Origin of the sequence: Ornithinimicrobium ciconiae (genome assembly GCF_007197575.1) — a bacterium.
GTDB classification, from domain to species: domain Bacteria; phylum Actinomycetota; class Actinomycetes; order Actinomycetales; family Dermatophilaceae; genus Ornithinicoccus; species Ornithinicoccus ciconiae.
The window spans coordinates 2,478,556-2,499,539 of record NZ_CP041616.1 but is presented as its reverse complement, the minus strand read 5'-3'; the positions used below and the strand labels follow the sequence as shown (position 1 = coordinate 2,499,539).

General features: G+C 67.4%; 16 protein-coding genes. 6 read left to right on the top strand and 10 right to left on the bottom strand.

Annotated features, from left to right (window positions below; all coding sequences use genetic code 11):
- The first annotated feature begins 200 nt into the window (after positions 1-200).
- Both FNH13_RS11460 and FNH13_RS11455 read left to right on the top strand, forming a co-directional pair.
- On the top strand, positions 201-1,562 hold the full coding sequence (locus FNH13_RS11460) for an ABC transporter substrate-binding protein (RefSeq protein WP_143783543.1): 1,362 nt from the start codon (positions 201-203) through the stop codon (positions 1,560-1,562).
- 582 nt (positions 1,563-2,144) lie between these two features.
- Positions 2,145-4,886: an HNH endonuclease signature motif containing protein gene (locus FNH13_RS11455; RefSeq protein ID WP_143783542.1), complete on the top strand. Its 2,742-nt coding sequence runs from the start codon at positions 2,145-2,147 to the stop codon at positions 4,884-4,886.
- On the opposite strand, the gene FNH13_RS11450 is transcribed toward FNH13_RS11455, so the two are convergent.
- From FNH13_RS11450 to FNH13_RS11430, 5 genes are all read right to left on the bottom strand, one after another.
- Complete coding sequence (locus FNH13_RS11450; protein WP_143783541.1) at positions 4,883-5,686, bottom strand: ABC transporter ATP-binding protein; 804 nt, start codon at positions 5,684-5,686, stop codon at positions 4,883-4,885. The genes FNH13_RS11455 and FNH13_RS11450 overlap by 4 nt on opposite strands.
- Positions 5,683-6,588 (bottom strand): ABC transporter ATP-binding protein, encoded by a 906-nt coding sequence (locus tag FNH13_RS11445; RefSeq protein ID WP_143785102.1) that lies wholly within the window; start codon positions 6,586-6,588, stop codon positions 5,683-5,685. Before FNH13_RS11445 ends, FNH13_RS11450 begins: the two co-directional genes overlap by 4 nt.
- Positions 6,589-6,697: 109 nt before the next feature.
- On the bottom strand, positions 6,698-7,675 hold the full coding sequence (locus tag FNH13_RS11440; RefSeq protein ID WP_143783540.1) for a branched-chain amino acid ABC transporter permease: 978 nt from the start codon (positions 7,673-7,675) through the stop codon (positions 6,698-6,700).
- 12 nt (positions 7,676-7,687) lie between these two features.
- Positions 7,688-8,977 carry a branched-chain amino acid ABC transporter permease gene (locus tag FNH13_RS11435; RefSeq protein ID WP_228266370.1) on the bottom strand — a complete coding sequence of 430 codons (1,290 nt, stop codon included), beginning with the start codon at positions 8,975-8,977 and terminating at the stop codon, positions 7,688-7,690.
- A gap of 187 nt (positions 8,978-9,164) precedes the next feature.
- Positions 9,165-10,058, bottom strand: coding sequence for a class I SAM-dependent methyltransferase (locus FNH13_RS11430; RefSeq protein ID WP_143783539.1), 894 nt, complete (start codon positions 10,056-10,058; stop codon positions 9,165-9,167).
- A 167-nt stretch (positions 10,059-10,225) separates the two neighbouring features.
- On the opposite strand from FNH13_RS11430, the gene rpsA reads away from it, so the two are divergent.
- A complete protein-coding gene (gene rpsA / locus FNH13_RS11425; protein WP_143783538.1) occupies positions 10,226-11,716 on the top strand; it encodes a 30S ribosomal protein S1 in 1,491 nt (496 codons plus the stop codon).
- A gap of 300 nt (positions 11,717-12,016) precedes the next feature.
- Here the strand turns inward: rpsA and FNH13_RS11420 are convergent, their stop codons facing one another.
- Complete coding sequence (locus FNH13_RS11420) at positions 12,017-12,304, bottom strand: hypothetical protein (protein WP_143783537.1); 288 nt, start codon at positions 12,302-12,304, stop codon at positions 12,017-12,019.
- Between the two features lie 37 nt (positions 12,305-12,341).
- Positions 12,342-13,097 (bottom strand): SDR family NAD(P)-dependent oxidoreductase, encoded by a 756-nt coding sequence (locus tag FNH13_RS11415; RefSeq protein WP_143783536.1) that lies wholly within the window; start codon positions 13,095-13,097, stop codon positions 12,342-12,344.
- A gap of 36 nt (positions 13,098-13,133) precedes the next feature.
- Between FNH13_RS11415 and coaE the strand changes: the two genes are divergently transcribed.
- The 3 genes from coaE (at position 13,134) to FNH13_RS11400 (ending at position 17,490) form a co-directional block, all read left to right on the top strand.
- Positions 13,134-14,057, top strand: coding sequence for a dephospho-CoA kinase (gene coaE / locus FNH13_RS11410; RefSeq protein WP_143783535.1), 924 nt, complete (start codon positions 13,134-13,136; stop codon positions 14,055-14,057).
- 9 nt (positions 14,058-14,066) lie between these two features.
- Complete coding sequence (gene uvrB, locus FNH13_RS11405) at positions 14,067-16,175, top strand: excinuclease ABC subunit UvrB (RefSeq protein ID WP_143783534.1); 2,109 nt, start codon at positions 14,067-14,069, stop codon at positions 16,173-16,175.
- A 199-nt stretch (positions 16,176-16,374) separates the two neighbouring features.
- Positions 16,375-17,490 carry a TerC family protein gene (locus FNH13_RS11400; RefSeq protein ID WP_228266369.1) on the top strand — a complete coding sequence of 372 codons (1,116 nt, stop codon included), beginning with the start codon at positions 16,375-16,377 and terminating at the stop codon, positions 17,488-17,490.
- Between the two features lie 89 nt (positions 17,491-17,579).
- Here FNH13_RS11400 and FNH13_RS11395 read toward each other — a convergent pair whose 3' ends face one another.
- The 3 genes from FNH13_RS11395 to FNH13_RS11385 are packed head-to-tail and all read right to left on the bottom strand — an operon-like array spanning position 17,580 to position 20,825.
- Positions 17,580-18,467 carry an EamA family transporter gene (locus FNH13_RS11395; RefSeq protein WP_407669890.1) on the bottom strand — a complete coding sequence of 296 codons (888 nt, stop codon included), beginning with the start codon at positions 18,465-18,467 and terminating at the stop codon, positions 17,580-17,582.
- On the bottom strand, positions 18,461-19,222 hold the full coding sequence (locus FNH13_RS11390; RefSeq protein ID WP_143783531.1) for an MBL fold metallo-hydrolase: 762 nt from the start codon (positions 19,220-19,222) through the stop codon (positions 18,461-18,463). Before FNH13_RS11390 ends, FNH13_RS11395 begins: the two co-directional genes overlap by 7 nt.
- The gene (locus FNH13_RS11385) at positions 19,215-20,825 is read right to left on the bottom strand and encodes a long-chain-fatty-acid--CoA ligase (protein ID WP_143783530.1); all 1,611 of its coding nucleotides are present in this window, start codon (positions 20,823-20,825) and stop codon (positions 19,215-19,217) included. Before FNH13_RS11385 ends, FNH13_RS11390 begins: the two co-directional genes overlap by 8 nt.
- Positions 20,826-20,984: the final 159 nt, after the last annotated feature.

Sequence of the window (20,984 nt, the reverse complement as noted above, 5' to 3'; positions counted from 1 at the left end):
AGACACGGGCCTACCTGGGGTCATCTACCGATTGGGAGGTCCAAATCGGGTCTTACGTCACTCTCAGATAACGATTTGGGACCGTTCCAGACACGACTGCCATGAGTTGCTTGTGCACGGCGACACGGCGACCTACCTTGCAGATACGTGAGGTGCCCCGCCCTGGACGCATCGACAGATCACGACGAGCAAGGAGCAACATGAGTTCATCTACTCTCCGCAAGCGGACGTCCGTGACCGCCCGCGGAATCGCCGTGTTGGCTGCCTCGTCCCTCATCCTCGCTGCCTGCGGGGGCGACGGTGACGATGGGGACGACGAGACCACTGACGGTGCGAGCGAGACGACAGACGACACGGGTGACGCGACCGGCGGCGCCACCGACGCGCCTGTCGCTGGCGGCGGCGAGGACCCGGGCGCTCCGGAGGCGGGCGACCGTGACCTGACGCTGAAGGTCGGCACGGTGCTGCCGCAGACCGGTGCGCTGGCCTTCCTGGGCCCGCCCGAGGAGGCCGGTGTCCTGCTGGCCGAGAAGCACATCAACGAGGCGGACCTCGGCATCACCGTCGAGGTGACCCTGGGCGACTCCGGCGACCCGGACAACCGCGCCTACGCGACCACCGTGCCCCAGCTGCTCAACGCTGACAACAAGGTGATTGTCGGTGCGGCGTCCTCTGGTGTCTCCAAGCTCTTCATCGACGAGGTCGTGGCGGCCGAGACGCTGATGATCTCCCCGGCCAACACGGCCCCGGAGTTCACCACGTGGCCGGACAACAACCTCTACTGGCGCACGGCTCCCTCGGACCTGCTCCAGGGTGAGGTGCTGGGCAACCTGGTCGCCTCCGACGGCGTGGTCAACCTGGGCATCCTCTACCTGAACGACGCTTACGGCACCGGCCTGGAGGCTCAGCTCACGGAGACCTTCACCGCGGCCAACGGCACCGTGGTCGCCACCGAGTCCTACAACGCGGGTGACACGACGTTCGACGCACAGATCAGCACCATCCTGGCGGCGGACCCGGACGCGATCGCTTTGATCACCTTCGAGGAGATCAAGACGATCATCCCGGCGCTGGAGTCCGCTGGCGTCGACATGAGCAGCCTGTACTTCGTTGATGGCAACATCGCCGACTACAGCGCGGACTTCGACCCCGGCACGCTCGAGGGCTCCAAGGGCACCCAGCCCGGCCCCGACCTGGGCGACGACTTCCGCAACGAGCTCATCGACCTCTGGCAGGATCACTCCGGTGAGGAGCTGAAGGACTTCAACTACGCGGCGGAGTCCTACGACGCGGTGATCCTCGCAGCGCTGGCCGCACTTGCGGGCAACTCCGTCGATGGCCCGGACATGGCCACCTGGATGGGTCAGGTCTCCGGCGGCACCGGCGGCGGCGAGAAGGTCACCACCTTCGAGGACGCAGCCAACGCCATCATCGCCGGTGAGATCACCGACTACGACGGTCCGTCCGGCCCGATCACCTTCGACGAGAACGGTGACCCGACCGAGGCAACCATCGGTATCTTCCAGTACGACGAGAACAACAGCCTGGTTCGCCAGAACTGATCTGCGTTCCTGACTGACGCACGGTAGGGCCCCCGGGATATCGCCCGGGGGTCCTTCCTTGTCTGCGGGACGTCACGCGTGGGCGCAGTTCGGCGCCGACATGGATGGGGGACTCACCTGTGGTTCGGACGCGGTTCGCGCCGATGAACCTCTAGGGGCAGCGACCCGGTGCTTCGTCCAGCCAGCTGTCCGCTCACGTTGCCGTCACCGCTCAAGTTTCAACCGCCGTCAACACACGTCAGGGTCTACACCGCTGGGCCACCCACCTACTCAGCCACCCACCTACTCAGCCACCCACCTACTCAGCCACCCGCCCACCCGACTCGGCTCGGTTCGGCCGGCCCGGTTCGGCTGGACCTCGGCTCGGTTCGGCTGGACCTCGGCCCGGCCCGGCTCGGCTCGGCCTGTGTGGACCCCGCCACGCTGGTGGACAACCTCGACTGGACCGCCCCTCGGGCCGCGCACCAATGGTTGTCCACCGGTGATCGAGTCGCCCTTCCCACACTTCGAACACGTGTGCTATTCTGAGGCGTAGATGGTCGCCAGGTTAATCAGGGCGAGATGTTTGGGGAGGTGGGGTTGGTGGCACGGTACGCGGAGTTCTTCGAGGCGCGTGGTGGGGGCGTCTCGGTGGCGGAGGGGCGTGTGCGGACCCTGTTGGCTGACCCCCCGCCTCGTCGTGTGACGTGGGAGATCGTCACGGCTCCAACGGTGCCGGTGGTGGTCTTTGAGCCGGAGCCGTTGGAGGTGAGCGTGGCACGGGAGGCACTGGCGGCGCTGGGCGCGGGCCCGGGAGAGTGTGAAGCTCTCACGGACGTGGCGCTGGCGTGTGCATCGGTCTCTCGTCGTGGCGCACCGCCGGCTTCGGCTGAGACGTCCCCTGCTGGGTCTGCTGACGGTGCGATGGTGAAGGACGCGTCGGTGGTGGTGGGCCGAGTCTCGGCATTGGTGGATGCGGCGGCGGTCTTGACCAGAGCTACGGGCCGGCTGGACGCGGTGTTGGTGCGGGCGGTGCGGGAAGTCACGGCCGCGCAGGGCAAGCTCCTCCTCGCGCAACAGGATGCGGTGATGGAGGAGTTGACGCCTTCGCAGACGGAGGCGTGGCGGGACAAGGCGAAGTCCCGTGCGAAGGTGGAGCTGGAGTTGGCGACGGGGTGGGGCGTGGGTGAGGTCCGGGATCTGATCGCGTTGGGCGCCATGCCGGTGATGGTGGCGGTGCCGGTGGGCGCGGCGTTGCGCAGTGGAGAGGCATCGTGGCGGTTGGTGCGCAGTTATCTGCGGGCGTGTGCGCACCTGCCGCACGAGCTGGGAGCGTCGGTGGCGAATGCGCTGTTTGGTGACGACCCGGTCGTGGCGGCTACGGAACGCTTGGACTCGGATCGTCAGTTCACGGGCGCGGTGTGGGTGCACAAGGAGTTCCACCGGGCTCTCGCGCGTGAGGTTGCCAAGGCCGAGGCAGGGCTGCCACCGGAGCAGCGGAGGAAGAAGTCGCGGGAGAAGAGCACTGCCGAGGCGGATGTGTGGGGGAAGTTGGATGAGGACGGGATGGGGATCTTCGGGTTGGCGTGTACGGGGGCGCAGTTGGGGGCGATCCTGGAACGTCTTGAGGGTGCGGCTCGTCGGGCCAGGGGGTTGGGGGACAAGCGCACATTGGGGCAGCTGCGGTCCGCGATCGCAGCCACGTTGCTGCTTCATGGCACGGTGACAGTCGCTGACCTGAGTGAAGACCCGGATCTCATCACCCCGGAGCAAACGGAGGAGTTGGCCAAGATCCTGGCCGGGCTACCCGCGGCGGTGTTGAACGTGATCGTCCCCGCGAACTTCCTGCACCCCAACACCGACACCGACGAGGGTGACGACGATGACGCCCACGGGGACAGTGGCGACGTCCGTGACCACGACAGTGGCACCGTCCCTGATAGTGGCGACGTCCGTGACCACGACAGTGGCACCGTCCCTGATAGTGGCGACGTCCGTGACCACGACAGTGGCACCGTCCCTGATAGTGGCGACGTCGGTGACCGCGACAGTGGCACCGTCCCTGATAGTGGCGACGTCCGTGACCGCGACAGGGGCACCGTCACTGACGGTGACTGCGGCCCCGGAGGCACCCGGACTGGGACGGCGGAGGACTGGTGTGCCGAGCACGGCCACCCACCCGGCGCCAGCGCATCGCGGTCCCATGGCACGCCCGGATCAGAGGATCACGGGGAGGACTCTGTCTCCACCCGGATTGGGACGGCGGAGGACCCTGTCTCCACCCAGACGGTGGGACGCGAGCAGCATTCTGGCTCCGCCGAGCCGGAGGAGGCTGTGGTGGGGCCAGTGCAGGGCCGGTTTGGTCGTGGCGCTTTTGGCATCGGTGAGGTGCAGGGGCGGGGGTCCTTGTTCTTGTCGCCGCAGGAGGTGGCGGAGTTGGCGTTGACGCCGGGGTCGGTGTGGCACAGGTTGCTCACAGACCCGGTCAGTGGGCGGTGTCTGGAGCGCTCCAGCAAGGGATACCCGTTCACGGCGGCGATGAAGGCGCAGATCCGGTTCGCGGACGGCACATGTCGCGCGCCGGGATGTGTGGTCCCGGCGGCGTTGTGTCAGATCGATCATGTCACCGAGTTCGGGACGGACGGCGGTTCGACACGGGAGGCTAACGGTGCCTCGGAGCATGCGGGGCACCATGATCAGAAGACGAAGAAGTATCTGGATGTGGTGATCAACGAGCGTCGGGACATGACGTGGACGACGTTGATCGGCAAGATCTACCAAACGAAGGCCAAGGACTACACGCAGTACTCCACCCTGTTGCGCGAAGCAGTGGCCCAGGTCGCCGCCGCATCTGCGGAAGAACGTGGTGAGGTGGTCGATCGGGAGATTTACCAGGCCCTGGCCTACCGCCCCGGCGGGTCACGACTCCTGGCCGAGGATGACGTGACCTCTGATGACCACGTGTTCATGGCCTGGGACCGGATCCGGTTGACCCGCCGGGACCCGGTCACCTGTGAGAGCCTTAACGGACCCGCCTCCGAAGTCGTGACGGCAGAACGCGCACGTTACGCCCGCGCCGAACGCGCGCAACGGGCCAGCGGCACCCAGGGCAATATCGAGGTCTCGGGTAGCACCAGGGACGCGGGCGCCACGCGAGACGCGGGCGCCACCCGAGACGCGGGCGCCACGCGAGACGCGGGCGCCACGCGAGACGCGGGCGCCACCCGAGACGCGGGCGCCACCCGAGACGCAGGTGGGGAGGGCCAGAAGCCAGACCACGCCCCTGGGCCCACCCCGACGACACGCCCCCGCCTTTCTGAGGTGATGAGGGCCGTGCCGCTCTAGGCGGACTCTTCCTGACCCAGCGTGCCGAGGTAGAGCCCGATGACCTTCTCGTCGTTGAGCAACTCGCGTCCGGTGCCCGTGTGGGCGTCGTGGCCTTGGTCCAGCACATAGGCACGGTCACAGATCTGCAGACAACGTCGGGCGTTCTGCTCGACCATGATGGTGGTCACGCCCGCCTGGTTGATCTGCGAGACACGCATGAAGGCATCGTCCTGCCGCACCGGGGAGAGGCCGGCGGACGGCTCATCCAGAAGGAGCACCTCCGGTCGCATCATGAGAGCGCGAGACATCGCCACCATCTGTCGCTCGCCGCCGCTCAGAGAGCCTGCGACCTGATTCATGCGGTCGCCCAGAGCGGGGAAGATGTCAACGACGAACGCGAGGCTGTCCTTAATCATGGACGGCTTCTGAAAGGCACCCATCTCGAGGTTCTCGCGGATGGTCAGAGTCGGGAAGACGTTCTCGGTCTGGGGGACCAGGCCGACACCCTTTTCCACGAGCTCGTTGGCCTTGAGGTTGGCGATCTCCTCGCCCCGCAGAGTGATGGAACCTTCTCGGACCTGCACCAGGCCGAAGATCGCCTTCAGGAGCGTCGACTTGCCAGCACCGTTGGGGCCGATGATGCCGATGAGTTCGCCGTCATAGGCCCGCAGGTTGGTGTCCGTGAGGATGTTGATCCCTGGGAGGTATCCCGCGGTCACCTTCTTGACGTCGACAACGATCTCGCGTGACTCCGCGCCCGGGGGCGTCCCTGGCTCGGCGGCTGTCGTGGAGCTGGTGGCGCTCGTGGAATCGCTCATGGGAGTCGGTTTCCCTTCTCGTCGTACCGTCCGGTGATGATCCCGAGGTCCTCATCCAGGTGGCTTCCGAGATAGGCATCGATCACTGCTGGTTCCTTCATGACGTCCTGAGGCGGACCCTCGGCAACGATGCGGCCCTCGGCCATCACCACGACCCAGTCCGCGATGTGCCGCACCATGTGCATGTCGTGCTCAACGAACAGCACGGTCATGCCCTCGGACTTGAGGTCAAGGACGTGGTCGAGCAGCGACTGGACCAGGGCCGGGTTCACGCCTGCCATGGGCTCGTCCAGGAGGACGAACTCGGGTTGGGTCATGAGCGCCCGGGCCATCTCGAGCAGCTTGCGCTGGCCGCCGGAAAGACTGGCGGAGTAGTCGTCCTTCTTCTCGTGCAGCTTGAACTTCTTCAGAAGTGCGAGCGCACGCTCTTCGATCTCACGCTCCTGAGCGCGCCACAGCGGCGGGAACACGGCGGCCAGCATGGACTCCCCGCGCTGGCCCGTGGCGCCGAGTTTCATGCTCTCTAGCACCGTAAGCCGGGCGAGCACCTTGGTGAGCTGGAAGGTGCGCACCTGGCCCAAGCGGGCGGACTTGAAGGCGGGGATGCCCGCCAGAGCCCGTCCGTTGAAGGACCACTCGCCGGTGTCCGGCTTGTCAAACCCGCTCAACAGGTTGAACAGCGTGGTCTTGCCAGCTCCGTTGGGGCCGATCAGCGCGGTGATCGCGTGGCGGGGGATCTCGATGTGCTCGACATCGACAGCCTTGTTGCCACCGAAAGATCGGGTGATGTTGTCGGCGACCATAATGGGGTCGATCTTCGACACCCCGGGGGCTCCCGGGCCGGTCGCCAGGTCCGTGGTCTTGGCGACCGTGCGGGTCGGCTCGACCTCGAGCGTCTCCATGATGGTGTCCTCGTCGAGGCCTTTGACCTCTGCCGGGTCGTAGGTGTCTTCATCGACGACCTCGACGTCGGCCGCGTCGGTGGCGTCCGGGACTGTGGGGTCTGGGCTGCTATTTGACAAAGGTCATCTCCTTCTTGTTTCCGAGGAGTCCCTGTGGCCGGAAGGCGACGAGCAGCATCAGCGCGATGCCGACGAGGACGAACCGGAAGTTGCCAGCCGCTGCAGACGACAGGGGCAGCCAGCCCTCGCTGGCCATCGCTGGGAGGACGCCGGCCAGGAAGGCCATGACGCCCCAATAGAGAAGGGCGCCGAGGATGGGGCCGAAGAGGGTCGCAGCACCACCCAGCAACAGCGCGGTCCACACGAAGAACGTGAGGCTCGGCAGGTAGTACTGCGGGATCACAGCGGACGGGAGGGCGATCACCACTCCGCCCAGGGAGCCGAGAACGCCGCCGACGATCAGCGCCTGCATCTTGTAAAGGTAGACGTTCTTGCCCAGCGAGCGGACTGCGTCCTCATCCTCTCGGATGCCCTTGAGGACCCGGCCCCAGGGGCTGCGCATGATCAACCACACCACCAGGAGACCGATGACGACGAGGCACAGGCCGAACAGTCGGCTCCACCACTGGTCAGAGGTGAACTCCCAGGGGCCGAAGCCGAAGGTGCCGGCCGGTAGGGGGTTGGCCTCACGGAAACTCGTGTGATAGCCGCCGAGTCCGTCTGCGGAGTTGGTCCACTCGTCGAAGACTCGGGACTGGAAGAGCAGGCGGACGATCTCGGCCGCCGCGATGGTGACGATCGCCAGGTAGTCGCCCCTGAGTTTCAGGGTCGGGATGCCCAGGATGATCGCGAAGATGACGGCCGCCACGATGCTGACCAGGATGCCTCCCCACCAGGGGAAGCCGAAGCTCAGGATCGAGATTGCATAGCTGTAGGCGCCGATGGCCATGAAGCCAGCCATGCCGAAGTTCAGGAGGCCCGCGTAGCCGAAGTGGACCGCCAGACCGAGTGCGGCCAACATGAACCCGATGGTCTCGGGGGAGAGCATGAAGCTCGCCGTGTTGTTGAGGATGGAACCCCAGTTCATAGTGTGCCTCCCTTATCCGACGCGTTCACGTCGGCCCAGGAGTCCCTGGGGTCTGAAGAGCAGGACGATGACGAGCACGCCAAGCGCCCCGACGTACTTGATGTCGGACGGAATCCACAGGGTCGACACCTCGACCAGGATGCCGATGACCAGCGAGCCGATCAGCGCGCCGAAGGCCGTGCCCAGTCCGCCGAGGACAACGGCAGCGAAGATGAGGAGCAGGATCTGCACGCCCATGTCCCACTTGATGCCGGGACGGAAGTAGGCCCACAGCACACCGGACAGGCCGGCGAGCGCGCCGCCGATGACCCAGACGATCCGAGTCACCCTCTCGACGTCGATGCCACTGCTGGCAGCCAGCTGCCTGTTGTCGGCGACAGCACGGGTGGCCTTACCGATCCGGGTGCGCAACAGCCAGTAGGAGACACCGAGCAGGACGACCAGGCTCAGCGCCATGCTGACCATGTCGATCGTGGACAACTTGATCGGGCCGAGGATCTGGTGCTTGACGCCTCCGGTGCCCGGGAGCTGACTGGTGCCTCCGCCGATGAGGATCAGGAAGATGTAACGCCCAGCCAGCGAGGCACCGATGGTCAGGATCATCAGCTGCACCAGCCCGATGCCTCGTCTGCGCAGCGGTCTCCACATCGCCGCGTCGAAGAACCAGCCGAAGAGGCCGCTGGCGATCACCGCGAGGAGGATCGCCACGAGGATGGGGAGTCCGAGACTCCATGTCCAGAACGCCATGATGGCGCCGAAGGTGACCATCTCCGCGTGCGCGAAGTTGGTCAGGCCGGTCGTGCCGAAGATCAGGGACAGTCCGATCGAGGCCAGCGCCAGCATCAACCCGAAGTTGACACCGTTCATGAGCCGCTCGAAGAACTGTGACAGGAAGCTGGCCGTCTCGCGGACGTCTTCACCGAGGAAGAAGTTTGCCGGGGCGAAGAACTGCGACCCGTAGGCCACGGAGATCGGGTTGTCACCCTCGACCGTGACCCCCTCGGGCAGAGTCTCCTCATCCAGGAGAACGTCGTAGGGATCGGTGGTGGGCACCCCGATCCTGACCTGTCCTCGCTCGTTGGTGACCGCCTCCGCCTCGTAGTCGCCGCCCGAGACCACGATCCGCACGTCAGGGACGGGCTCGTTGCTGTTGCGGACGTTGGCGGTGATGACGTTGTCGTGCTCATCGACATTGACCTGGGAACCATCGCCCTGGGCGTGTGCCGGGATGGCTGCCTGCAGGACCACCATCAAGAAGGTGGCGATGATGAGCCAGAGCCCGCGCCACGGGCTAGAGCGCAAGTGCGCACGATGAACATGGGGGTTCGTGGTCACGGGACCTCACTTCGCGGGCGGGGGACACACGACACCGTTGAGGTGTGCCGCATCCGGTATTAAACGGCACCACGGCCGATCCGGCCAGTATCTAGGCCCGATTAGGTCACATGGTGACCGTTCTGTGACCTAACGCCGGGGCCCGACCTGCCTGTCACAGACAGGTTCTCGGGCGAACGCACACGAAAATGGCGGTGCCAGGAACCAACTCGCCACGCAGGCGACTCCATCCGCCCCATTCGTGGTCGGCCCCCGGTGGCCACTCCGGCTCCACCAGGTCCACCAGCGTCAAGCCTGCGTCGTTGATCTCCCGCACCCGGTCCCCGAGGGTCCGGTGGTGCTCGACATAGGTGGCTCGGCCGGCGGCGTCCTGCTCGACATACGGACTGCGGTCGAAGTACGAGTGGTGCACGGTCAGGCCAGCCTCGCCGGGGACGTCCGGCAGCGCCCACCGCAGAGGATGGGTGACGGAGAAGGCGAGCAGCCCCCCGGGTCGCAGCACCCGGGCGACCTCGCGCAGCAGGCCCGCGGAGTCGGCGACGAAGGGCACGGCGCCATAGGCAGAGAAGGCCACGTCAAAGGAGGCGTCGGCGAAGGGCAGGAACCGCGCGTCGCACTGCACGTAGGACGGTGCGCAGCGAGCGGAGGCGAGCCGGCTACCTTCGTCCAGGGTGCGACCCTGACGGAGCATGGCGGCGGAGATGTCCGTGGCCACAGTCCTGGCACCATGAGCCTGACACCACCGGCTGCCCTGCGCGCCCCCGGCGCCAAACTCCAGAACCTGTCGACCAGCCAGGTCACCGAGCAGTCCCAGGTCGGACTCGTAGACACCCTCCGGGCCCCACATGAGCTCAGCATCACCCAGGACCAGGTGGTGCTCCGCGTAGTAGTCGGCGGCCTCGGCGTCCCACCAGTGACGGCTGGCCGACGCGCTCTCGGAGTGGTCCACCCGCCGGCGGCTGACCGCAGCAGCCGGCCCCACGGCATACGGTGTGGGGCGCTGGCCGGGGGAGCCTGCGGGGGGCTCAGGGGGTGGCGTTGCGCTCATCCGGGCAGTCTGCCGGATTGACCTGCGTCAGCGTGCGCAGGTAGGGTAGGTCTGCGCGGCGCGTGCACTCACGCGTGCCCGTCACAACAACTGTCCATCGTGGGCGGTCTCACCCATGACTGTGACACCGTCCTTACTGTTTGTCCACACATCGGAGTCCCTACTACATGACTGCAACTGCGCCTGAGAAGGCCATCTCCCAGATCGCGATCAACGACATCGGGTCTGAGGAAGAGCTCCTCGCAGCGATCGACGCCACGATCAAGAACTTCAACGACGGAGACATCGTCGAGGGTGTCATCGTCAAGGTTGACCGGGACGAGGTCCTGCTCGACATTGGCTACAAGACCGAGGGTGTCATCCCCTCCCGTGAGTTGGCGATCAAGCACGACGTCGACCCCTCCGAGGTCGTCAAGGTCGGCGACGAGGTCGAGGCCCTGGTCCTCCAGAAGGAGGACAAGGAAGGCCGTCTGATCCTGTCCAAGAAGCGCGCCCAGTATGAGCGTGCCTGGGGCTCGATCGAGAAGGTCAAGGAGGAGGACGGCGTCGTCACCGGCACCGTCATCGAGGTCGTCAAGGGCGGCCTCATCATGGACATCGGCCTGCGTGGCTTCCTCCCTGCCTCCCTGGTGGAGATGCGCCGTGTGCGCGACCTGCAGCCCTATGTCGGTCAGCAGATCGAGGCCAAGATCATCGAGCTGGACAAGAACCGCAACAACGTGGTCCTGTCCCGCCGCGCCTGGCTCGAGCAGACCCAGTCCGAGGTCCGCAGCACCTTCCTCAAGGAACTGCAGAAGGGCCAGGTCCGCTCCGGTGTCGTCAGCAGCATCGTCAACTTCGGTGCGTTCGTCGACCTGGGTGGCGGCGTTGACGGTCTGGTGCACGTCTCCGAGCTGTCCTGGAAGCACATCGACAACCCGGGCGAGGTCGTCGAGGTCGGCGACGAGGTCACCGTCGAGGTGCTCGACGTGGACATGGACCGCGAGCGTGTCTCCCTGTCGCTGAAGGCGACCCAGGAGGACCCGTGGCAGCACTTCGCGCGCACCCACGCCATCGGCCAGGTCGTGCCCGGCAAGGTCACCAAGCTGGTGCCCTTCGGTGCGTTCGTCCGTGTCGAGGACGGCATCGAGGGTCTGGTCCACATCTCCGAGCTGGCCGAGCGCCACGTGGAGCTGCCGGAGCAGGTCGTCACCGTCGGCACCGACATCTTCGTCAAGGTCATCGACATCGACCTGGAGCGTCGTCGCATCTCGCTGTCGCTGAAGCAGGCCAACGAGGCTGTCGCGGCCGAGTTCGACCCGACTCTCTACGGCATGGCTGCCGAGTACGACGAGGAGGGGAACTACAAGTACCCCGAGGGCTTCGACGCCGAGGCGCAGGAGTGGATGGAGGGCTTCGAGGCCCAGCGCGAGAAGTGGGAGAAGGAGTACGCCGACGCCCACGAGCGCTACGAGGCCCACAAGGCTCAGGTCGAGGCGGCCTCCGAGGCCGAGGCGACCGCGGAGGAGGCTGGCGACACCGCCACCACCTACTCCTCCGGCAGCACCTCGAGCAGCAGCAGCGAGTCCGCGGCGCCGTCCGCGCCGGTCGAGGCCCAGGGCACCCTGGCCTCCGACGAGGCTCTCGCCGCCCTGCGCGAGAAGCTCACCGGCAACTGAGCACCGCTCTGAGCGGCTGCTGACGCAGCTGACGGAGTATGCCGAATGGCCCGGTTCCCCTGGTGGGGAGCCGGGCCGTTGGCGTTGCCAGGGTTGTGTGCGTCGACACGGTCGTTCGCGTTGCCAGGGCCGTTCGCGGTTCCGGCGTCGTGCGCGTTGCCAGGGCCGTTCGCCACTGTCGGTGCGAGCACAACCGCGTCGATGCGAGCGCTGGGTCATGACATCGACGGCGATTCCCTCGCACCGACCAAGGGTCGCGTGGTCGATCACATCCTGGCGCGCGCCGCAGACCGTGGTCGATCAGCCGAGACCGAGCTGCTGAGACCAGCGATCTGCCGCCCGTGCCGCCCCGGCGTCGATGAGCGCGTGCAACCCGGACGAGTCCGGCACCGCGAACGAGGTGTAGCCACCTCGCCCGCCGGCCGTCGGGCGTCCGTACGCCTTCGCGGCGAGGTGCCCGTCCGGCAGCATCCGGACGGTGATCGAGGTGAGGGTGAACTCCACGTCGCGGCGGACGTCCGTCCACTGCAGGTGCTCGGGGACGCGGATGTTGATCGCCAGGGCGGAGACCTCTACCTCGTCGTTCATGACCAGCATCGTGGCACGACGGGCCGTGCGGTGCGGACTATCCGCGACCCAACAGCGTGCCGCCGTTGACCTGGATGATCTGGCCGGTCGTCCAGGCGGCGCCGGGGCTGGCGAGATAGGCCACCGCCCCAGCAACCTCGGCAGGCGTCCCGGGTCGCCCCATCGGGATGGTCGCCATCCGCCTGGTGCGCACCGACGGGTCCGCCGCGATGCGGTCCTCCCAGAACGGCGTGTCCGGCACGAAGCCCGGCGCCACCGCATTGACGGTGACCCCGTCGGCCGCGAGCTCCTGCGCCAGTGAGAGCACCCAGGCGTTGATGGCGGCCTTCGCCGCGCCATACGAGCCGGAGCCGCGCAGCGCTGCGATCGAGCTCATCGCGATGATCCGCCCACCGGGCCGTCGGAGGTGGTCGCGCAGCGCATGGGTGAGCAGGACAGCTGACAGCACGTTGGCGTCGAAGTCCGCCCGCCAGCCCGCGGCGACCGAGGCCAGGCCGTCACCCGCTCCCACGCCGAGATTGCCGCCGGCGTTGCAGACCAGCACGTCGATGCCGGGGCCACGGTGCAGGATCTCCGCGAGTCGCTCCACCTCGTCCGGCACGGTCAGGTCGCACGCCAGCGGGCTGAGCTGCACCCCGGGAGGGGCCTGCGCAGCCAGCTCGCGCGCGGTCCGGCGCAGGACGTCCTCGCGGCGCCCGACCAGCACCACCTGGCTTGCCTGGGGGAGCAGGGCTGCGGCGATGGCCCGGCCGATGCCGGTCCCGCCTCCGGTGATGACGATGCGTTGACCCATGGGGCGAGTCTGCCGCACCCTCGTTACGCTGGCCAGATGCCCCTCGCCGACGGACCTGGACACCTCCTGCGGATCGGACTGAGCGGAGGCATCGGGTCCGGCAAGTCGACCGTCTCGCGGACCCTGTCCGGTCAGGGGGCGATCATCATCGATGCCGACCAGCTGGCACGCCAGGTCGTCGAGCCGGGCACCCCCGGGCTGGAGGCGATCGCGCAACGGTTCGGGTCCGGCATACTCACCGGGGACGGGACCCTGGACCGGCCCGCGCTGGGTCGCATCGTCTTCGGTGACACGGCCGCCCGCCGCGACCTGGAGGCAATCACCCACCCGCTGATCGCACAGCGGACCCGGGAGGAGATCGAGGCGGCGCCGCCGGGCAGCATCGTGGTGCACGACGTGCCGCTGCTGGTCGAGGCCGGCTATGCCCCGCGCTACCACCTCGTGATCATTGTCGGCGCCTCCTGGCAGACTCGTCTCGCACGGTTGGTGAGCCACCGTGGGATGGATCGTGCGGAGGCTCGGGCGCGCATCGAGGCCCAGGCCGGCGACGAGGAGCGTCGGGCGGTGGCCGACGTCTGGCTGGACAACGAGGGCACCGTCACCCAGCTTCAGCGAGCCACTCGGGTGCTGTATGCCGAGCGCCTGGTTCCGTTCCTGGCCAACCTGGAGCGGGGGGTGGGCCTGCAGACCCAGGAGGTGCCCGGGCCCCAGGAGGTCCAGCGGCTCACCGCCCGTCTGCAGCACCTGCTCGGTGACCACCTCGACGGGGACCTGCTGCTCGACCCGGGCACCGCCAGCCTGCTCGTGCCACTCGCTCCCGGTGTGACGGCAGGGGCGGTGCGGGAGCGGCTTGCCCGTGGAGGATTCCCGGGGGTGGGCCAGGCCCGGCACGCCTCGGCAGACCCGGGTCGTCCGGTGGTCCTGACGCTGCGGGAACACACTGTCGGTGCTGACGGTTAACGTCTAGGTATGCGCCCCACGACTGACCTCCAACGGACCGTCGCGCCCATCCGTGTCGAGTCCGACTTCCAGCCCAGCGGTGACCAGCCCGCGGCGATCAAGGACCTCGCCGAGCGGATCAACCGCGGCGAGCAGAACGTCGTGCTCCTGGGGGCGACCGGCACCGGCAAGTCGGCGACCACCGCCTGGCTCCTCGAGCAGGTCCAGCGTCCCACACTGGTGATGGCACCCAACAAGACCCTGGCCGCCCAGCTGGCCAACGAGTTCCGGGAGCTGTTGCCGCACACCGCGGTGGAGTACTTCGTCAGCTACTACGACTACTTCCAGCCCGAGGCCTACGTCCCGCAGACCGACACCTACATCGAGAAGGACTCCTCGATCAACGACGAGGTCGAGCGGTTGCGCCACTCGGCGACCAACTCCCTGCTCACCCGTCGTGACGTCGTCGTCGTGGCCTCCGTGTCCTGCATCTACGGCCTGGGCACCCCGCAGGAGTATGTCGACCGCATGGTGCAGCTGCGGGTCGGTGACGAGATCGAGCGGGACGACCTGCTGCGCAAGTTCGTCACGATGCAGTACAGCCGCAACGACATGGCCTTCACCCGCGGCACCTTCCGGGTCCGCGGAGACACCGTCGAGATCATCCCGCAGTACGAAGAGCTTGCCGTGCGTATCGAGTTCTTCGGCGACGAGATCGACAAGATCTATACCCTGAACCCGCTGACTGGGGAGGTGGTGCGCGAGGAGCAGGAGATGTATGTCTTTCCCGCCTCGCACTACGTCGCCGGCCCGGAGCGGATGGAGCGAGCCGTCGCCGGCATCGAGGCCGAATTGGCCGAGCAGTTGGCGGTCTTCGAGCGCGAGGGCAAGCTGCTGGAGGCACAGCGCCTGCGGATGCGCACGACCTACGACATCGAGATGATGCGACAGATCGGCTCGTGCTCAGGCATCGAGAACTACTCGCTGCACATCGACGGACGGCAGCGCGGCACCGCACCCAACTGCCTGCTGGACTACTTCCCCGAGGACTTCCTGCTGGTCATCGACGAGTCGCACGTGACCGTGCCGCAGATCGGCGCGATGTATGAGGGCGACATGTCCCGCAAGCGCACCCTGGTCGACCACGGTTTCCGGCTGCCCAGCGCGATGGACAACCGTCCCCTGAAGTGGGAGGAGTTCCTCGAGCGGATCGGTCAGACCGTCTACCTCTCCGCGACCCCGGGGGACTATGAGATGGCCAAGGCCGACGGTGTGGTGGAGCAGATCATCCGCCCGACCGGTCTGGTTGACCCCCAGGTGGTGCTCAAGCCGACCAAGGGTCAGATCGATGACCTGATGCACGAGATCGGGGAACGGACAGCCAAGAACGAGCGCGTCCTGGTCACCACGCTGACCAAGAAGATGGCGGAGGACCTCACCGACTACCTGCTGGACAAGGGCGTGCGGGTGCGTTATCTGCACTCCGACATTGACACCCTGCGGCGGGTGGAGCTGCTGCGTGAGCTGCGCCTGGGCGAGTATGACGTGCTGGTCGGCATCAACCTGTTGCGTGAGGGTCTGGACCTGCCTGAGGTGTCGTTGGTGAGCATCCTCGACGCGGACAAGGAAGGCTTCCTGCGCTCGGCGCGGTCACTGATCCAGACGATCGGCCGTGCGGCCCGCAACGTGTCGGGCCAGGTGCACATGTATGCCGACAAGATGACTCCCTCCATGGAGCAGGCCATCGACGAGACCAACCGGCGCCGTGAGAAGCAGTTGGCCTACAACGCCGAGCACGGGATCGACCCCACGCCACTGCGCAAGAAGATCGCCGACATCACCGACCTGCTCGAGCGTGAGGACGCCGACACCGAGGCGCTGATGGGCAGCGGCCGGTCACAGTCCCGCGGCAAGCGGGGACGGCCGAACGCCGGGGCCGTGGCGGCAGATGCCGGTGTCGCGCTCGGCTCGCGTCGGGAGAACCTCGCGGCCAGCGAGCTGGGCCAGCTGATCCAGGAGCTCACCACGCAGATGCACCAGGCGGCGACCGACCTGCACTTTGAGCTGGCGGCCCGGCTGCGCGATGAGATCGGGGACCTGAAGAAGGAGCTGCGCCAGATGCGGGAGCACGCGGGCTGAGAGCCCCGCCGTTCACTGAGCGCCCCGATCCTCGGACTGTGAGAGAATCAGCCGGTGCGGAGGGGAGTATCCCCATCTCGTCGGCCGTCCGTCATCACGGCATCACCACGGTGGTGCCCGGGCAGCCGGCCGGTCTCTCATGGCCGGTGGGAGAGACCTCCGGTCAGTCGTGATCCCCTCACCGGAAGGCCACCGCGTCTTGTTTGACAATGCGTTCGTTCCCGCGAGCACCGCCACGATCTTCGTCGGCGCCATGGTCGTGGTGCTGTTGTTCGATGTGATCATCCTCGGCCGTCGTCCCCACGTGCCGAGCAACCGGGAGACAGGCACCGCGCTCGGCTTCTATGTGGGTCTGGCGATCGCCTTCGGCATCTACGTCTGGGTGGTCGGCGGTCACCAGCTCGGCGGTGAGTTCTTCGCCGGGTGGCTCACCGAGTACTCCCTGTCGGTCGACAACCTCTTCATCTTCATCATCATCATGGCCAACCTGAAGGTGCCGCGGATGTATCAGCAGTACGCCCTGCTGATCGGCATCGTCATCGCCCTGATCCTGCGAGCCATCTTCATCATGCTTGGAGCGCAGGCCATCGAGGCCTGGTCCTGGGTGTTCTACATCTTTGGTGCCTTCCTCATCTACACGGCGTTCAAGCTGGCCAAGGAAAACCTTGCCGGCGATGACGAGGACGAGGACGACGAGAGCAAGCTCATCAAGTTCGTGCAGCGGATCCTGCCGTTCACCGATTCCTGGGAGCACGGCAAGAAGCTCAGCGTCGTCGAGAAGGGCAAGCGCGTCTTCACCCCGATGCTTCTGGTCATCCTGGCGCTGGGCATGACCGACCTGCTCTTCGCCCTGGACTCCATCCCCGCGATCTTCGGGCTGACCCAGGATCCGTTCCTGGTGCTGATGGCCAACATCTTCGCCCTGATGGGTCTGCGCCAGCTCTACTTCCTCATCGGCAACCTGCTGCAGAAGCTGGTGTATCTCGGCATCGGCCTGGCGATCCTGCTGGCGTTCATCGGCATCAAGCTGATCTTCCACGCGATGCACGTCAACGAGCTGCCCTTCCTCAACAATGGTGAGCCCTTCCTGTGGGCACCGGAGATTCCGATCTGGCTGTCCCTGACGATGATCGTGGGCATCCTGGCCGTCACCACGGTGGCCAGCCTGATCAAGAGCAGTCGCGACGCCCGCAGGCTCGAGCAGGACCAGCGCGGCCTGGACGAGGTCTCGACGACCGGTTTCTATGGCGAGCAGCAGGACGACGGTGACCAGGCAGCGCGCGATCCGCAGGACCCCTCCGACCGGCGAGACTAGTCCCGCGGCTGCGTCCGGCTGGTGAGTTGAAGTTCCGTGGCACTGTCCGACGGGTGAGTGAGGTTCCGCGGCTGCGTCCGACGGGTGATCTAGGTCCCGCGGCCGCGCCGGCCGAGGACGACGATGCTCGCGGACACCACGAGCGCCATCCCCAGGACCTGCAGAGGCGCCAGGGTCTGCGAGAGCACCAGGAGACCCGCCAGGGCAGCGGCAGCCGGCTCCAGGCTCAGCAGCACCCCAAAGACGCCAGCAGACAGGCGGCGCAGCGCCAGCAGCTCAAGGGAGTAGGGGATGGCTGAGGAGAGCAGTGCGATGCCCAGACCCCGCAGGAGCACGTCGCCGTCCAGCAGTGCCGAACCGGCCCCCAGCACCCCCAGTGGCAGCATGGCGACCGCGCCGATCACGAGGGCGATCGCCATGCCGTCCAGTCCCTCGAAGCGGGTGCCGGTCCGTCCGCTCAGGACGATGTATGCCGCCCAGAAGCCGCCGGCGGCGGCAGCCAGTCCGATGCCGACGAAGTCCATCCGCGCCCAGGGCACCGAGAGGACCTCGGAGATCAGCAGCACGCCCAGCAGGGCCAGCAGGACGGCGAGGGCGTCGCGGCCACGACGCGAGGTCACTGCTGCCAGCAGGAGTGGCCCGAGGAACTCGATGGTGACCGCGACACCGATCGGCAGCCGCTCCAGCGAGGCATAGAAGCAGATGTTCATCGCGGTCAGGGTGAGGGCAAAACCGGTGACCGTGACCCAGTCCTGCCGGCTTCGGCCGCGCCACCGGGGCCGCACGAGAACCACCAGCAGCACGGCCGCCAGCAGGATCCGCAGCAGGACCGAGCCGAACACCCCGACCAGCGGCAGGAGCGTCGCGGCGAGGGCGCCGCCGAACTGCACCGACAGGACGGCCGCCAGGACCAGCAGGACCGGATGCTCCTGTGCCGCCGCGGTGAGCCCCGTGTCACCGGTGCGGCGGCTCACCAACCGCGCGCCCGCCAGGAGGCGAGCTGAGGACGCTCTGCGCCGATCGTGGTGCTGTCGCCGTGCCCGGGGTGCACCACGGTGTTGTCGGGATAGGTGGCGAAGACCCGGTCCTCGAGGTCGTCCATCAGTGAGGTGAAGGCCTCGGCGTCTGGGGTCTTGCCCGGTCCGCCCGGGAAGAGGCTGTCACCGGTGAACAGATGGACCTGCCCTGCTCCGTCCGTCAGCGCCAGGGCGATGGATCCGGGGGTGTGACCGCGCAGGGCGATCACGTCCAGGAGGAGCTCACCGACGCTGATCCGGTCACCGTGGGTGAGCCTGACGTCCGGCGGGACGGGCAGTGCGTCCGCGTCGGCTGCGCCGGCCGCGGTGCGGGGGGCGAACTCCGCGACGACGGCGGCGAGCGCTCGGTGGTGGTCCCAGTGCTGGTGGGTGGTGACCACGGCCGTGAGCCGACCTGAGCCCGCAGCGACCAGCTCGGCCAGCCGGGGGGCGTCGTCCGCGGCGTCGATGAGGAGCTGCTCTCCGCTGCGTCGGCAGGTGATCAGATAACAGTTGTTGTCCATCTCCGAGACGCTGGCCTTGCGCACCAGGGCATGACCCAGGTGGCCCAGCCAAAAGGGTCCGCCCGGCTCCACATGTGCTCGCGCGTGCTCCGGGCCTGTCGCGCCGTCATCGGCGGAGGGACCGCTGCCCTGGCCATCGGCGGAGGGACCGCTGCCCGGGTGCTCGGCGGGGTGCTCGTGGCCATCACCCATGCTGGCCACCGCGGCGCAGCTCGTACTTAAGGATCTTGCCGGTGGAGGTCTTCGGCAGTTCCGGAACGACCACGACCTCCCGCGGCACCTTGTAGCCCGCGAGCAGGGCGCGGGTGTGCGCCACGACGTCCTCGGGGCTGATGTCGGTGCCGTCGCGCACCGTCACATACGCCACCGGGCGCTCGCCCCACTTCTCGTCAGGGACCCCCACGACTGCGCACTCCAGGATCTGCGGGTGGCTGACGATGGCCTGCTCCACCTCGACGGACGAGATGTTCTCGCCCCCGGAGATGATGATGTCCTTGGCCCGGTCCCGCAGTTGGATATAACCGTCCGGGTGCATGACCCCGAGGTCACCGGTGTGGAACCAGCCGCCCTCGAAGGCCTTCGCGGTCGCCTCCGGGTCCTTGAAGTAGCCGAGCATCACGTTGTTGCCGCGCAGCACGATCTCACCCATGCTGTTGCCGTCGGCAGGCACGTCCTGCAGCTGCGAGTCCACCACGCGGGCGGTCTCGGCCTGCACCATGCCGACCCCCTGCCGGGCGAGCAGCCGGAAGCGCTCCTCGGCGGGCTCCTGGTCCCACGCCTCCTGCACCTCGGCGATGGTGAACGGGCCATAGACCTCGGTCAGGCCGTAGACGTGCACGACATTGATCCCCAGCGACGAGAGCTCGCTGATGATCGTCGGCGACGGAGGAGCGCCCGCCACCATGAGGCGCAGCTCCCGGTCCTGCACGGCGTGCGCCTCCGGCGCGTTGACCATCACCGTGCAGACGGTGGGCGCGCCGCACAGGTGCGTGACGCCGAGGCGGTCGATCGCGTCCCAGACGGCCTCCCCGCGGACCGCGCGGAGGCAGAGGTGGGCGCCCGCGGCCGCGGTCACCGCCCAGGGCATGGTCCAGCCGTTGCAGTGGAACATCGGCAGGGTCCACAGGTACTTGGTGTTGCCGTTCAAGCCGTTGTGGACCACCTCGCCCATGGCAGCCAGGTAGGCGCCGCGGTGCGTATACATGACGCCCTTGGGCTTACCCGTCGTGCCGGACGTGTAGTTGATGGTGATGACCGTGTGCTCATCGTCCACTGCCCACGGGAGGGGGGTGGGGTCCAGGTCCTCGGCGCGGGCGAGGAACTGCTGGTATGTCGTGGTGGTCACCCCCGTGGGGACCTCCGACGGGTCCACTGTGGGGTCGGGAACCTCCACGACCTCGATCAGACCCGTCAGGCTCTGCGTGGCCGGCGCCACCGACGGCACGAGCTCGGAGTCGACGAGGAGCACCGTGGACTCCGAGTGCTCCAGGATGTAGGTGATCTCCGGGGGCGCGAGCCGGGAGTTCATCGCGACCAGGACCCCGCCGGCCAGCGGCACCGCGAAGTGGGCCATGAGCAGCTCCGGCACGTTGGGCGCCAGGAAGGCCACCTTGTCACCCGGGGAGATCGTGGCCCGCAGCACCCTGGCCAGGCGCTGCACCTCGTCAGCGAACTCCGCATAGCTCGATCTGCGGTCCCCGTAGACGATGGCGGTCCGGTCCGGGAAGACCGTCGAGGACCGCTCGAGGAAGCGCAGCGGGCTCAGGGGAGTGTGGTTGGCGGACACGACGGTCATGTGGACCTCCGGGAGGCTGGTCGACGGTGGCGGCCGCGCGCCCAGGCACTGGGCGGCGGAGCCTTGGACTGAGTCTATGCGGGAGGCTCGGACGGTGGTCGGGACGTCGTCCCTGCCGGTCCAGATGCTGACCCGGTCGGGGCGTCGTCCCCTGCCGGT

What these genes read in the sequence shown, in the direction of transcription:
- FNH13_RS11460 (WP_143783543.1), top strand. Translation starts at nt 201, where the DNA reads ATGAGTTCATCTACTCTCCGCAAGCGGACGTCCGTGACCGCCCGCGGA.
- FNH13_RS11450 (WP_143783541.1), bottom strand. Translation starts at nt 5,686, where the DNA reads ATGAGCGATTCCACGAGCGCCACCAGCTCCACGACAGCCGCCGAGCCA.
- FNH13_RS11445 (WP_143785102.1), bottom strand. Translation starts at nt 6,588, where the DNA reads ATGGAGACGCTCGAGGTCGAGCCGACCCGCACGGTCGCCAAGACCACG.
- FNH13_RS11440 (WP_143783540.1), bottom strand. Translation starts at nt 7,675, where the DNA reads ATGAACTGGGGTTCCATCCTCAACAACACGGCGAGCTTCATGCTCTCC.
- FNH13_RS11430 (WP_143783539.1), bottom strand. Translation starts at nt 10,058, where the DNA reads ATGAGCGCAACGCCACCCCCTGAGCCCCCCGCAGGCTCCCCCGGCCAG.
- rpsA (WP_143783538.1), top strand. Translation starts at nt 10,226, where the DNA reads ATGACTGCAACTGCGCCTGAGAAGGCCATCTCCCAGATCGCGATCAAC.
- FNH13_RS11420 (WP_143783537.1), bottom strand. Translation starts at nt 12,304, where the DNA reads ATGAACGACGAGGTAGAGGTCTCCGCCCTGGCGATCAACATCCGCGTC.
- FNH13_RS11415 (WP_143783536.1), bottom strand. Translation starts at nt 13,097, where the DNA reads ATGGGTCAACGCATCGTCATCACCGGAGGCGGGACCGGCATCGGCCGG.
- coaE (WP_143783535.1), top strand. Translation starts at nt 13,134, where the DNA reads ATGCCCCTCGCCGACGGACCTGGACACCTCCTGCGGATCGGACTGAGC.
- uvrB (WP_143783534.1), top strand. Translation starts at nt 14,067, where the DNA reads ATGCGCCCCACGACTGACCTCCAACGGACCGTCGCGCCCATCCGTGTC.
- FNH13_RS11390 (WP_143783531.1), bottom strand. Translation starts at nt 19,222, where the DNA reads ATGGGTGATGGCCACGAGCACCCCGCCGAGCACCCGGGCAGCGGTCCC.
- FNH13_RS11385 (WP_143783530.1), bottom strand. Translation starts at nt 20,825, where the DNA reads ATGACCGTCGTGTCCGCCAACCACACTCCCCTGAGCCCGCTGCGCTTC.